Origin of the sequence: Mucilaginibacter sp. OK268 (genome assembly GCF_900103125.1) — a bacterium.
Classification (GTDB): Bacteria; Bacteroidota; Bacteroidia; order Sphingobacteriales; family Sphingobacteriaceae; genus Mucilaginibacter.
In genome coordinates, this window is sequence record NZ_FNJV01000001.1 from 1,108,755 (window position 1) to 1,122,613 (window position 13,859).

Annotated in this window: 11 protein-coding genes; 10 read left to right on the forward strand and 1 reads right to left on the reverse strand. The window is 41.2% G+C overall.

The window, feature by feature from the left end; translation table 11 throughout:
• The first annotated feature begins 32 nt into the window (after positions 1–32).
• The 5 genes from BLR84_RS04670 to BLR84_RS04690 all read left to right on the forward strand — a co-directional run bounded on the left by BLR84_RS04670 (position 33) and on the right by BLR84_RS04690 (position 4,192).
• Positions 33–659, forward strand: a complete 627-nt coding sequence (locus tag BLR84_RS04670; protein ID WP_090465009.1) for a hypothetical protein — start codon at positions 33–35, stop codon at positions 657–659.
• A gap of 23 nt (positions 660–682) precedes the next feature.
• Positions 683–1,057 carry a DUF2147 domain-containing protein gene (locus BLR84_RS04675; RefSeq protein WP_090465011.1) on the forward strand — a complete coding sequence of 125 codons (375 nt, stop codon included), beginning with the start codon at positions 683–685 and terminating at the stop codon, positions 1,055–1,057.
• Positions 1,058–1,096: 39 nt separating this feature from the next.
• A complete protein-coding gene (locus tag BLR84_RS04680) occupies positions 1,097–2,143 on the forward strand; it encodes a sensor histidine kinase (RefSeq protein WP_090465014.1) in 1,047 nt (348 codons plus the stop codon).
• Between the two features lie 12 nt (positions 2,144–2,155).
• The gene (locus BLR84_RS04685) at positions 2,156–2,923 is read left to right on the forward strand and encodes a LytR/AlgR family response regulator transcription factor (protein ID WP_090465017.1); all 768 of its coding nucleotides are present in this window, start codon (positions 2,156–2,158) and stop codon (positions 2,921–2,923) included.
• Positions 2,924–3,070: 147 nt separating this feature from the next.
• Complete coding sequence (locus tag BLR84_RS04690; RefSeq protein ID WP_090465020.1) at positions 3,071–4,192, forward strand: hypothetical protein; 1,122 nt, start codon at positions 3,071–3,073, stop codon at positions 4,190–4,192.
• A gap of 84 nt (positions 4,193–4,276) precedes the next feature.
• Here BLR84_RS04690 and BLR84_RS04695 read toward each other — a convergent pair whose 3' ends face one another.
• On the reverse strand, positions 4,277–4,582 hold the full coding sequence (locus BLR84_RS04695) for an efflux RND transporter permease subunit (RefSeq protein WP_255366853.1): 306 nt from the start codon (positions 4,580–4,582) through the stop codon (positions 4,277–4,279).
• 229 nt (positions 4,583–4,811) lie between these two features.
• Between BLR84_RS04695 and BLR84_RS04700 the strand changes: the two genes are divergently transcribed.
• The 5 genes from BLR84_RS04700 to BLR84_RS04720 all read left to right on the forward strand — a co-directional run bounded on the left by BLR84_RS04700 (position 4,812) and on the right by BLR84_RS04720 (position 13,645).
• Positions 4,812–5,402 carry an RNA polymerase sigma-70 factor gene (locus tag BLR84_RS04700; RefSeq protein WP_090465023.1) on the forward strand — a complete coding sequence of 197 codons (591 nt, stop codon included), beginning with the start codon at positions 4,812–4,814 and terminating at the stop codon, positions 5,400–5,402.
• 160 nt (positions 5,403–5,562) lie between these two features.
• Positions 5,563–6,786, forward strand: a complete 1,224-nt coding sequence (locus BLR84_RS04705) for a FecR family protein (protein ID WP_090465028.1) — start codon at positions 5,563–5,565, stop codon at positions 6,784–6,786.
• A 341-nt stretch (positions 6,787–7,127) separates the two neighbouring features.
• The gene (locus tag BLR84_RS04710; RefSeq protein WP_176851948.1) at positions 7,128–10,436 is read left to right on the forward strand and encodes a TonB-dependent receptor; all 3,309 of its coding nucleotides are present in this window, start codon (positions 7,128–7,130) and stop codon (positions 10,434–10,436) included.
• 55 nt (positions 10,437–10,491) lie between these two features.
• A complete protein-coding gene (locus BLR84_RS04715) occupies positions 10,492–12,030 on the forward strand; it encodes a RagB/SusD family nutrient uptake outer membrane protein (protein WP_090465034.1) in 1,539 nt (512 codons plus the stop codon).
• 136 nt (positions 12,031–12,166) lie between these two features.
• Positions 12,167–13,645, forward strand: coding sequence for an RICIN domain-containing protein (locus BLR84_RS04720; protein ID WP_090465036.1), 1,479 nt, complete (start codon positions 12,167–12,169; stop codon positions 13,643–13,645).
• Positions 13,646–13,859: the final 214 nt, after the last annotated feature.

Here is a 13,859-nt window from a genome sequence, read left to right on the forward strand (position 1 = left end):
CGCTAATACTACCGTATCAATTAATCCCCCTTATGAAAACTAAATTTTGTATTACGCTGATATTTATCGGCGCATTAGCATCCACCGCCCGTGCACAAAGCAACGATGACCCTACTGCCCGGAAACTTTATCTGGACTTTGGCGGTTCAGTCGGCCTTTTTATTCCTTATGATCAGGCAAAAGGCCAAAAAACGCTGACCGGCTCCAATGCCATGACGACTCTTCAGCTCAATTATCATCAGAATTACTTTGCCAAATTGCAATTTGGCCAAACCACGGTCAACTTCAAATCGCAAAGCAACTTTGGAGCTGTAAACTCGCTGATTGATGCCAAGGCCAACAGTACAAATCTGGGTTTAAACATCGGTTACCAGCATAGTTTTGGCCGCTGGCAGCCATTTATCCTGGCAGGAGCTGGAGCATCCTTTATTGATGTTCCGGCTACGTCCTTTAGCCAGTCAACGAATACGGTCAATTACACCACTTTCTCGGGTACTTATTTGTATATCAACGCAGGCGGGGGCGTCAATTACAAAATATCCAAATCGTTTATATTATTCCTGGAAGGCCAGGGATCTACTATTCCTAATCTTCCTAATAAGTCAAGTACTCATTTGAGCGGGATCAGCGCTATGATTGGGATCAAAGCTCCTTTATAATTCACCATTTAAATTTTATAGCCATGTACAAACAAGTAATGATGACTACCCTATTCTCTGTATTTTTTGGCTTAATCTCCCATGCGCAGCGGGCTGCCATCATCGGTAAATGGGAAACCCCGGATAAAGATATTATTGAATTTTATTCTGAAGGGCCCGTATTTACAGCAAGACAGATAAGCGCTGAAATAGAAAAGGACAAAGGCAATAATAATAAGATCATTGCTAAAGAGCTTAAATCAACAACCGCGAAGGTTTTTGAAGGGATCGTGATCGACCCGAAAGACAATAAAACTTATCACGGCCGTTTTACCATCAATGATTCGGGCACACAGTTGAATCTTAAAGTAAAATGGGGTTTTCTCAGCTTTAATGAAACCTGGAAACGGGTAAATTGATCGTTTACCATATTTATAGGTTTATCTCTATTTTAGCATATGCATAAACACAGCTATCGGTTATACCGGATATATGGTTATCCGGGCTTCGGCTTGGTTTTATACCTGATCATGGTGCTGATCAATCCTGCCGACCGGATCTTTAACAGTTGGCGGTATTATGCGTTCGGCGACTTTATCCTGGAATTTGTATTTGCTGTAGCTTATGCAACCACCCTGTTTGAGACTGGTATCCAGTTGACAGCCTGGCTTAATAAATGGTACGCCTGGGAAAACCGGATCAAAAGCAGGTTCGGCATTCAGCTTTCCTTGCATATTATAATCATCTATATTATATTAAGCTCATTTTTTAAATTCAAGTTCCCCAATTATTTTGGTTATGACGAGTTAATGTTTAGACAAACTGTCATTGTTGGTGTAATCTTTTCTTTGTTGATCACCGCTGTTTTTGCAGCTGAGTATTTCTTTTACCGCTGGAATGATGCCAAATTGAAATCGCTGGAAATGGAACAGCTAACTACACAGGCGCAGCTCGATGCATTGAAATTACAGCTTGATCCGCACTTTCTGTTTAACAACCTGAGTATTGTAACCGCGTTAATAGAAGATCAGCCGTCGACTGCAGTTTCCTACATCGCCAAATTGTCGTCCATTTATCGGTATATGCTAACTAACAGGACGCAGAATGTAATAGCTTTAACAGAAGAACTGGAATTTATAAAGGCCTATTTGTTTTTGTATCAGATCAGGTATGGAAGCGGAATTAACGTCAGGATTGATGAAGCCGGGAAAGCTATCCTCTCTGGCCTGCCTCCTTTGACCTTGCAATTGCTGATAGAAAATGCCATCAAGCATAATGTGTTCAGTACGGAATCGCCGCTTAATATTCATATTTACTTTCAGGACAAGCATTTTATGATTGTAGAGAATAATAAAATGCCCAAAAACATTCCTGAACCAGGTACAAATGTGGGGCTTAAAAATATCAGGGAAAGATACCGCCTGATAAACAGACAAGTGCCTGTTATTACCGATGATGATCGTTTTTTCAGGGTGAAAGTTCCTTTAATTGATTTAAATAATTAAACAATATAAACTATGCCCAGTGTTTTAATCATCGAAGATGAGCTTCCGAACATACAAAGGCTTGAAAAAATGCTTCATGTTTTAGACAGGAACATTACAGTATTAGGAAGTCTTCAAACGGTACAGGCCAGCATACAATGGCTGAAAATGCATGAGCAGCCGGATATTATCTTTATGGATATCCGGCTTACAGACGGTTTAAGCTTTGAGATCTTTAACCAGGTGCAAATTACCGCTCCAGTGGTATTCATTACAGCTTATGACGAATATGCGCTAAAAGCCTTTGAAGTCAACGGTGTAGATTATCTGCTGAAACCACTGGAGGCTGATAAACTGGAAAAAAGTATGGCTAAAGCAAAGTCAATTGCCGGATTGGGGAGTAATGAAAATATGTTGAGCCTGATCAGAAGTATGCAGACAAAACAACCGATCTATCGTTCCCGGTTTTTAGTTGCCTATCGGGACAAGTATATACTGGTGATGGCAGATGAGATAGCTTATTTTACTTCAGAAAACAAAGCGACATTCCTGGTTACCCATCAGTCGCAACGGTATATGATAGACCAGACTTTGGAGTTATTGGAAAAAGAAATGGACCCGGAAACCTTTTTCCGGATCAGCCGTCAGTTTATTGTTTCACTCAAATCCATTTATAAGATTCATCAGTCCTTTAACGGGCAGCTAAAACTTGAACTGTCGCCTGCTTTGGATGAGGGTATCCTCATGAGCAGGGAAAAGTCAGGTCAATTGAAAAAATGGCTCGATCAATCATCGTCGTAAGTGAGTATAAATTGCTTTATAGTTCCACGTTTGGTTCGCTCTTTTGTATGTTCAGTTCCCAATTTTGGCACTTCGGTCAGCTAAAAAAAAATCTGACGGTTACCAGTTACATTTTTGTATTTCAACAAATGCAAAATGCACCCGCAAATGATCCGGATTAAACCCATAACCCGCAAAGATGGCTTGACTGCCTTTATCGATTTTCCATGCGATCTATATAAAGATGATCCGAAGTATGTGCCGGAACTTTTTATCGCCCAAAAGGAGCTGTTTACCAAGCACCCTTTCTATGAACACTCATCGGTACAGTGCTTTTTGGCCTATGATGGGGATAAAGTGGTTGGCCGTATCGCTGCTATTCTTAATAACAGGCATAATCATTATAATCATGCAGCCGATGGCTTTTTCGGTTTCTTTGATTGCATTAATGATCAAATAGTTGCTAATCTTCTTTTTGATGCTGTGACCGAATGGCTGGAGTACAGGAATGTAAAGAATATTATCGGGCCGGCTAACTTTTCCTTTAATGAAACATGTGGGCTGCTCGTAGAAGGCTTTGAATTTCCGCCGGTGGTTATGATGCCCTATAATGCCCCGTATTACCAGCGACTGATTGAAAATATCGGTTTTTCCAAAAAACTGGATCTCCTGGCCTTTCGTTTCGGAGAGGATGGCTATGATGACAAGTCGGTCAGGCTGCTTGATCAGTTACAGGAGCGCCAGAAACGTAACCGGATTTCTCTGCGCAGGATCAATATGAAAAATTTTAAGCAGGAAGCTGTCAGTATCCGGGAGGTTTATAACAAAGCATGGGATAAAAATACCGGTTTTGTACCCATGACCGACCACGAGTTTGACCACATAGGTAAGGAAATGAAAATGATCCTTGACCCGGATTTTTGTCAGTTGGCTGAGCAGGACGGTAAAATTGTAGGATTTGCATTGGCAATACCTGATTTTAACCAGGTGCTGAAAAAAGTAAAACGAGGCCGGCTGTTGCCGACCGGCCTGTTCAAGATATTGCTCAATAGAAAGAAAGTTTCCGGTATCAGGATCATTTTGCTGGGTGTCATTGACGGTTATCGTAAAATGGGAATTGAAGCCTGTTTATATGGAACGATCATCAAAGAATACCGACGAAAGAAACTGAAGTATGCAGAAGCCTCGTGGACATTGGAAGATAACCATTTGATCAATAATGCGATTTTAGCCATTAAAGGCGAGCCTTACAAAAAATACAGAATCTACACGAAGAGCATATTGCCCTAATATTCACGAGATTAGATGTTGATGTGTTAATATTATTTGATCTTATCTATCAAACCCTCAAGTGTTTAGACGCCTGCATCCTTGTCACTGCTTTCCATTTTGTAAGTACTGCCTGTAAATGTTTTCTAATACCACGATGGAATTATCCACCAGAATACCGACCACTAAGAACATTGCTATCAACCTCATCAGGTTGAGTGAAAAGCCCAGCAATAACATCGCCATAAACGTAGGGATGATGGAGCATGGTAAAACCAGCATAACAATACCGACTATAATTACGGCTAAAACCAGGTCAGTCATAACCGCCTCGACCGATTTAAGGGTGTAGGTAGATTGATCGGCAGAGACGGTAAAACGGATGCCCTGGCTTTTGTGCCGGCTCTCCATCTCTTTAACCATTCTTTACAAATTGATAGATATCTATATTGTATTGAACGTTATTTGATATAGCTTAAATCCTTGTACTTGAGGATATTCCCACCATAAATAAAAAATGACAATAAATAATTAATTGTATATTTTACAATTAATTAAACTAAATTGGCATCAGAAATTAGTACATTCTTTCGACGAACCAATAATATAAACAACGCCTCTAATTAAGCGACTAACACTAATGAAAGGGTATCCTGAACTTTCAGATGAAGAACTTACGGGTTTAATCCAAAGTGATGAACTCGTAGCTTTTAAAGAAATATATAACCGATATTGGTATAAACTCTATGTTTTTACTAATAAAAGGCTCAGATGCAGGGAGGCTTCAGAAGAAATAGTACAGAACTTTTTTGCTAAATTTTGGCAAAACAGAAGTACTATCAGGATTAACGAATCCTTAAAAGCTTATCTGTTTTCATCCATAAGTTATCTGATCATCAATCACCTCAAGAAGGAAGCCCATAAAAATCAGTATTTGCAATTGTCCTATACTGCTGTTGCAGAGCAACTTGATACTTCAATGGAGGATATGGTGCATTTAAATGATCTGCAAGGCATTATTAATAAAGAGCTGGAAAAGCTTCCGACACGTTGCCGTTCGGTATTTGAGCTTAGTCGTATCGGGAATAAGTCCAATAAGGAAATTGCCCGTCTCTTAAATATATCAGAAAAAACCGTGGAGAACCATATTACCAATGCTATCCGTTGCCTCCGTATTAATTTGAAGAGCTCGCTGTTGCTGGCCATTTTGGTACTCAGAAATCATATATAAGAGCTGTTCGCCGCTCACTTGTTGTCGGTTACCAAGCTATGTTGTATGGGCTCATTTTTGCCTGGGTAATTTTTTTAAAATTTATTTAGGGGGTACGGCTATTTTAATTGACTTCACTTTATATAAACCAAGAGTGAACCATTTTTAATAACCCTTTTTCATGGAAAAAAATATTTCAGTTGAAGTGATTGAAAGATACCTGTCTGGAAATTGCACGCCTGATGAGATCAGGGAGGTATATCAATGGTTCAGGTCATTTGATAATACACCTGAAAGCCTTGTTGCACTTCGCGATGATGAGAAAAATCTTGTTAAGGAGAAACTATTTGCGCAAATTTTAAGCGAAATCAACAATAGCAATGATACAGTACTGTTGGATACTGATGCTGTAAACAGACAGAAGCCCGTCCTAAATATTGACGGGACGCAACAAAGCGGTGATGATAAAACTTGGCGGTTGTGGCCTAAAATTGCTGTGGCAGCCTCCGTTGCTCTGATCATATGCTTTTCGCTTTATTCCTTGTTCTCCATCCGTCATAAAGTTGTATCTGAAATAGCCAAGGTAAAACTACATGATATTCCTCCCGGTGGTAATAATGCCGTACTGACGCTAGCTGATGGCTCTAAAATTATTTTGAATAACGCGAAAAAAGGTTTGTTGACCAGGCAAGGCAATGTGAAGGTGTCTAAAACTACAGAAGGATTGCTTGTTTATAAGGTTAATAGAGAGGGTGCTGTTTCCGGTAATGACAAATTAAATATCATCAACACCCCCAAGGGTGGACAGTATCAGGTGATTTTACCTGATGGAACCAAAGTGTGGTTGAATGCATTATCTTATTTGAAATTCCCAGCCAGTTTTAGCGGCAAAACAAGACAGGTAGAGATTAGTGGGGAGGCCTATTTTGAGGTTGCCAGGAACCCTGCAAAGCCATTTATTGTGAAATCAACCAGGGCTGAAATTACCGTTCTAGGTACGCATTTTAATGTAAATGATTATCCGGATGAAGCGTTCTCCAAAACAACCCTGTTGGAGGGTTCGGTAAAAATAAAAGGTAAACAAGCAGTTGGCACTTTAAAACCTGGCGACCAGGCCTTGTTAAATGAAAGCGATGAAATGAAAATTGCCAAAGATGTGAATATAGAAGAAGCCGTGGCCTGGAAAAACGGAATATTTGAATTTAATAGTGCCGATATCACATCAATCATGCGGCAGGCTGCCAGGTGGTATGATATTAACATTATTTACGCCGGCCCACCCACCCATATCTTATATAGAGGGAGGATATCCCGAAATGTAAACCTTTCTGAAATGCTTACTATGATCAAGTATATGGGGGTAAATTATACGCTTGATGGGAAAAACCTGATTATAAAAGATTAAGATGTAATTACATGTAAGATAAGCAGGCTGAACCAATTAAAACCAATGTAATAAAATTATAACTAACTAATTTTTAACCTAAAATGATGAGCTTATGAAAGAAGAAATACAAATTTAATTCTGCCCTTAAAAGGTACCCCACTTTATAATAGTCAGATTCATTGATCTTAGATTTTATAAAAAAGCCGAAAAGTGTTCGAACCACTTCCCGGCAGTATTTGGGTGCCTAAAACCAATTGACGAATTGACATTATTACTTACCCAAACATTGTAAAAATATGAAATTAAATCATAAGGTAATGCCCACGGCATGGCCTGATTGTACCTCAATAATATTAACCATGAAACTCACTGCTATTTTCCTGATCGCAGCATTTATACAAGTGAGTGCCAAGAGCTTTAGTCAGCAGGTGACCATACGTCAAAAAAATATTTCGATCGAAAAGGTTCTGCAGCTCATTGAAGATCAAAGCAGTTACCATTTTCTTTTCAAAATAAATGATCTGTCATCTTCACGCAATGTAAGCCTGGAACTAACTAATGCTTCTGTTGAACAGGTACTTGATCAATGTTTTAAAAACACACCGTTTACTTATAAAATCATTAACCGTACTATTTTGGTGAAAAAGGCGATGGACCTAACTGGCCTGGGGATCAACAATAGCCTGGTGTTACAAAAGATACAGGGTATCGTCACCGATGAAAAAGGGATCCCGCTCCCCGGGGTAACAATCAAAGTTAAAGGCACCACAACCGGTACTGTTACAGATGTTAACGGTAAATTCCTACTGGAGATTCCCGATGCAAACAGTACGCTGATCATCAGTTTTGTAGGCTTTACTTCGCAGGAGGTTTCCACTCGTGGCCAGGATATATTAACTATTCATTTGAGGGAGGCACCAAAGGATCTGAGCGAAGTAGTAGTGGTGGGGTATGGCACAGAAAAAAAGGTAAATCTTACCGGGGCTGTTAATACAGTTAATATGGAGGATCTTGGGTCAAGACCTTTAACCAGTTCAAGCGCGGCACTACAAGGGCAGGTCCCCGGCGTTTATGCATTGCAGGCATCCGGTAAAGCCGGTGGGGATGGTGCCACTATTAATATAAGAGGTGTCGGAACACTAAACAACAGCGACCCTTTAGTACTTATTGACGGATTGCCCGGAAGTATGGATGATGTCAATCCGGCCGATATACAATCGTTTTCCGTGCTGAAAGATGCGGCTTCTTCAGCTATATATGGCAGCAGGGCGGCAAATGGGGTTATTATTGTTACTACCAAACGGGGGAGTAATAAAAAAGTGAAATTATCATACGATACTTATTGGGGTGTTCAAGATCCTACGGCACTGCCTAAAACCATGAACTCGGTACAATATGCTACATTGTATAATGAAGCAGCCATTAACACCGGCCAACAGGCAAAATACTCTGCTTCAGATATAGCGAAATATGCTAATGGTTCAGATATTTTATATCCCAACACCAACTATTTAAAGGTTTTTTATAATAAAGCCAATATGCAGAACCACCATTTGAATCTTTCCGGGGGAACTGACAACCTTAATTACGCCTTTATGCTCGGATACCTTGATCAGGATGGGATTTTGGTGGGCAATACGTATAACCGTTATACTTTCCGGTCAAATTTAGATGCCTATTTTTTAAAGGATAACAGGCTTAAGCTATCTGCCAATATATTTGGTAGCAGAGGAACCACACAAACATCCAGTAATGAATGGCAAGCTAAATGGTATGCCAACAACGCACCAATATGGCCGTTAAAAAATGCTGCCGGTGAATATGTAGCCGTAAATGGTGAAAATAATTATTACGGGGAAATCATGGCGGGGAGTTTGAGTACTAACCTTAAATCGCAGATCAACACCATATTTGGTGCTAACTATAGAATACTAAATGGTTTGACGGCCGAGCTTTCATACGGGTATAGCTGGACACAGAATCATGGTAAATCTTTTAACCCCAATTTTACTACAGCTAAATTGGGTGGTGGCTACAACGTAAACGTAGCTAATCTTACAGATCAGAATGCACAGGATTCGCAAACCCAGCTTACCGCCCTGCTTCGCTATGTGAAAAATTTTAAAAAACATAATATAAACCTTTTAGCAGGTTACTCGCAGGAGGAGTTTGACTCTAATTGGGTAAGTGCTTACCGGAGTGGCTTTGTTAACAACACACAGCAGGAAATTGCTTTAGGAGATGCTTCAACCCAAACTAATAACAGCAGTGCCAGCGCACTGGGTTTGGAATCATATTTCGGCAGATTAGGGTATTCCTACGCCGACAAATATTTATTTGAGGCTAATGTTCGCCGTGATGGCTCATCACGTTTTGCCAAAGGTAAGCAGTGGGGGGCATTTCCGTCGTTCTCGGCTGGCTGGCGGCTAGGGCAGGAGGATTTTATGAAAGGTGTTTCATGGATCAGTAATCTTAAGATCAGAGGTTCATGGGGTAAACTGGGTAACCAGAACATCAATTCCCGGTATGCTGCCAGTCAGGTACTCTCATCCGGACAAAACTATTCCTTAGGAGGAACATTGGCCCCAGGCGTAGCGGTGACTTCCCTGGCCAATGCAAACACTACCTGGGAAACCACTACACAAACCAACATTGGTATTGATGCATCGCTTTTTAATAATTTCACAATAACAGCTGATTATTTCTGGAAATACACCGATAATATATTATTGCAGGTTCCTATACCGATAACCATGGGAGCCTATGCGCCGCCTTACCAAAACGTTGGAAAAGTAAAGAATCAGGGTATAGAGTTTATGGCTTCATATAAAAAGGTTTTTGATAACCAGATGAAGCTGAATGTTACCATGAACATATCGCACATTACTAATAAAGTGACTGATTTATACGGTACAAGTCCAATCATCAACGGAGTAAAAGCACTGGTTGAAGGAAGCGCAGTTAATGCCTTTTATGGTTACAAAGTAGCGGGTTTGTACCAGATATCTGATTTTACATGGCAAAATAATAGTGATCCGGGTATAACTCCCGCAGGCAGGCAATATGTTTTAAAACCAGGTGTTGTGTCGGTTGATAATTATTCGGCATTGCCCGGAGATTTGAAATTTGCCGACCTTAATGGCGATGGTAAAGTAACGATGGATAAAGATCGTACAGTTATTGGTAAGCAATTTCCGGATATAGCGTATTCGGCACAAGTGAACCTGGCCTGGAAAGGTTTTGATTTTACATTATTCCTTCAGGGTGTCCAGGGTATTAACGGATATCAAAGTCTCGAAATTTTTGAAGAATTCTCAGGGTTTAGCAATACCGGAATTTGGTGGCTGAACAGGTGGACGCCAGATCATACAAACACAAACATCCCACGGCTAACGTTGGATGATGCCAGAAGAACCATAGCATCGTCCTATTATATGGAAAACGCGTCTTATCTGCGGGTTAAAAGCATTGAATTAGGTTATACGCTGCCTGCAAAACTATTGCAACGAATGAAAATAGGCAATTTCAGGATCTATGGAAATGTGCAGAATGCATTTACGTTCACCAAGTTTAAAGGTTATGATCCGGAGCAACCGGTAGGTGAAACCAGGGCCGAAGCTTACCCTCAAACCCGTATTTTCACTATAGGTGCCAACGTGAATTTCTAAACTGATTGTGTTAAAATGGATAATTCAACAGGATTATCATCCATAAAAAAAGATTATGAAAATTAAAAATATCATAGGCGCAGTCCTCCTCTTGATGATGATGTCGGCGTGTAAAAAAAATATATTAGACAAAACGCCATTAGATCAGTTTGATACTCAAACCTTCTTTACCGGGCCTACACAGGCAAAATTGGCTTTAATGGGTATTTATTCTGCCTACAACGATAATTGGTATCAGTACGATTTCATGTCTGACAATAATTATTGTCAGGATAGCTGGCAGGGTTCTCTTGACTTTAGCGCCTGGCAACAAAACTCCAGTAGTTGGCGGGCAACCAATAAATGGACAATAGCTTACCAAACCATTGCACGCGCCAATACTTTTCTGGAAAACATTGGCACAGTAACCATGGATGCGTCATTGAAAAACGCGATGAGGGGGGAGGCTCGTATGCTGCGGGGGGTGATGTATGCCGATCTGGTTCACTTTTATGGCGATGTGCCTTTAGTGCTTAAAACACTTCCTTTATCAGAAGCTGCGGTATCGCGAACAGCTAAGCAAACTGTATTGGATTCGGCCCTGGCTGATTTTGATTACGCAGCCTCGGTTCTTCCAAACAGTTACTCCTCAACGGATGTAGGCCGGGCTACCAAAGGGGCTGCACTATCTTTTAAAACCCGTGCACTGTTATACAATAAAAACTGGGCCGAGGCTGCTGCTGCCGCCAAACAGGTGATTGATTTAGGAGTGTATTCCCTCTTTCCTGATTACGGAGGATTATTTACGGAAGCTAATGAAAACAACAGCGAGGTGATATTTGATATACAATACCTGGAAAACAGCCGTGCACAACCCTGGCCAAGCTTTACCCTTTCATTTGTTGTGTGGCCAACACCTGGAGTTACTGCCGATATTATTGACACTTATTATACACAATCGGGGCTTCCCATAAGTTCTGCCGCATCGGGCTATAACAGTCAACAACCATTTGTAAGCAGAGATCCGCGACTGGCTGCTACATTTGTTTTGCCAGGCTCACAGTTCGGGTCGGTTATTTATATTCCGGCAAGTGATGGACAATTGACCGGTGCGCGACCAAGAAAATATGCCAACATAGGCAGCGACCCTTATAATGCTGGTCTTAATTTTATATTGATGCGCTATGCTGATATTTTGTTGATGCGTGCAGAGGCCTTGATTGAAAGTGGCAGCACTTCTCAGGAAGTTTATGACCTGATAGATCAGGTAAGGCAACGGACTTCGGTAAACATGCCTAAAGTTGAAACTATTGAAGGAACTGGTTTATCGCAGGCTCAATTAAGAGCTGTAGTAAGACATGAGCGTAGGGTTGAGTTTGCCATGGAAGCCACACGGTATTCTGACATGCGGCGTTGGGAAGATGTAAGCACTGTGCATGATGTTTACGGATATGTCATTGCAAAACTGTCAAATCCTGCTTCTGCTGCCACCTGGCAGTTTGAGCGCGAAAAGAAAACCACACGTGTTTTTGATGCCTCAAAAGGATGGCTATGGCCAATACCCCAGGTTGAATTACAGAATAATAAAAATCTGACACAAAACCCGGGCTACTAATCAGTAATAACATATAACTAATAATTGATTGCCGATTCTTTTGGTTGTGAGGGCTTTCTTACAACCAAAAAGATTGGTACAGGAAGAGAACACTCCAAACTTAAATCAAATACAATAAACCTTAAACTTAAAACCAATGAAAAGAAACTTAATTCTTCAGGCAGTATGCTGCTTGATAGCCATTTTAGCGGGCTGTTCAAAAGATGCTTTAAAAAAATCTACCACGGCAGCAGGCGCAGCTTCGAAAAGTCATCTTGCTGTGACAGCAACCGGAACAGATAATACGAACTCTTTTCGGGGTATCAACTGGGCCGATCCTAATGGTAATGAGGGGGATGGAAGAGTTGTTCTGCCCAGTGGTATGACCATATCGCTGACTACAACACAAGCCGCCGCGGTAGGTACCCGTATTTCCAGTGCTGTTAAAGTAAGCGGTGGAACTACTATCAGAATGCCTATAAATCCATGGACTGCCTCAAGCTCTACTTATTGGCCCGTATACCAGGCTGCCATAAATGCTATCGTATCGAATGGATGTAAGGTGATACTTTGTTATTGGCCTGTAGGCGTGCATCATGTACCAGATGTTACGCAATGGACTACCATGTGGCAAACGGTGGACAATGTATATAAAAATAATACTTCGGTGTTATATGAGCCCATTAACGAGCCGGTTGATTATTCCAGTACCGATTTGAATAATTTATATGGTGGTTTTCTGACCACATTTAGCCCCGCTAACGGGAAATGTATCCTGGATGGTACGGGCTACGCCTCTGACGTCACTACCGTTGGAGCCGATACAAGATTGACCAATCAATATCTGGGGCTACACTGTTATTGGTGGTTCTGGGGTTCCTATGATGTTTGGTCAAGTTACTATAGTATCATGTCGGCCAGAACGGGTTCTTACGCAGCCCGTACCGTGGTTACAGAAATTGGTATCGAGACATTCAGGAACATGAGTTTCTGGTGGCAGTGGGATACCGGGGTGTATGTTGATCAGGCATTTTTAACCGGAGCGCTTTCCTATGCCAGGGATAATTCTATGGGCACAATAGCATGGTCGGGTGTTAATGATATTGATACCTACCGTTGGTATAAGGCAAATGACACGTTAGTAGAGGTTAGTCCGGGTACTGCAAATATGTACAGATGGTCATGGAAATTGACCGCATCACCAGTTTGGCTGGGGCCAATTGCTGATGGCCGGTACAAGCTTCAAAACCGAGCATCCGGTCTTAATCTCGATAATTTGGGTAGTACAACTGATGGTGCAACTATAGCGCAATGGGCCGACGGTACAAGCCCTAACCAGAAATGGAACGTCAGCTATACTAATGGGTACTATACGCTAAGCTGTGTAACGGGAAAAGAATGTGTGGACACCGGCGGAAACACGGCCGATGGATCATCGGTAAAACAAAATACAGTAAATACCAATAGTACGCAGCGCTGGTCAATAGTTTCCGCAGGAGGCGGTTATTATAAGATCATTAACCTTGCAACAGGAAAGTGTCTTGATACGGGAGGTTTAACGGCTAATGGATCTGTTATGCAGCAATGGGTGAGCGGTTCGAGCTATAATCAACAATGGAAACTCATCGCACAATAAAATCTTCAGGCATGCAACTGTAGCATGAACCTGGTGACCCTGAAATGTCCGGGGAAACAGAATCTCAGATAAGCATAAGGACCATGGTCCTTATGCTTATCTCTATACCATCATTAAAATGAGAAACGAAAGTCACCAATCGTCCGAATATTCGTTAGTCAGAACGTTGTTTGTAGATAAACCCCTTAACGATAGAGCCTTTTTACACCTGTAG

Bases quoted from the DNA above. Each gene is read 5' to 3' on its own strand.
- BLR84_RS04670 (WP_090465009.1), top strand. From the start codon at position 33: ATGAAAACTAAATTTTGTATTACGCTGATATTTATCGGCGCATTAGCA.
- BLR84_RS04675 (WP_090465011.1), top strand. From the start codon at position 683: ATGTACAAACAAGTAATGATGACTACCCTATTCTCTGTATTTTTTGGC.
- BLR84_RS04680 (WP_090465014.1), top strand. From the start codon at position 1,097: ATGCATAAACACAGCTATCGGTTATACCGGATATATGGTTATCCGGGC.
- BLR84_RS04685 (WP_090465017.1), top strand. From the start codon at position 2,156: ATGCCCAGTGTTTTAATCATCGAAGATGAGCTTCCGAACATACAAAGG.
- BLR84_RS04690 (WP_090465020.1), top strand. From the start codon at position 3,071: ATGATCCGGATTAAACCCATAACCCGCAAAGATGGCTTGACTGCCTTT.
- BLR84_RS04695 (WP_255366853.1), bottom strand. From the start codon at position 4,582: ATGGAGAGCCGGCACAAAAGCCAGGGCATCCGTTTTACCGTCTCTGCC.
- BLR84_RS04700 (WP_090465023.1), top strand. From the start codon at position 4,812: ATGAAAGGGTATCCTGAACTTTCAGATGAAGAACTTACGGGTTTAATC.
- BLR84_RS04705 (WP_090465028.1), top strand. From the start codon at position 5,563: ATGGAAAAAAATATTTCAGTTGAAGTGATTGAAAGATACCTGTCTGGA.
- BLR84_RS04710 (WP_176851948.1), top strand. From the start codon at position 7,128: ATGAAACTCACTGCTATTTTCCTGATCGCAGCATTTATACAAGTGAGT.
- BLR84_RS04715 (WP_090465034.1), top strand. From the start codon at position 10,492: ATGAAAATTAAAAATATCATAGGCGCAGTCCTCCTCTTGATGATGATG.
- BLR84_RS04720 (WP_090465036.1), top strand. From the start codon at position 12,167: ATGAAAAGAAACTTAATTCTTCAGGCAGTATGCTGCTTGATAGCCATT.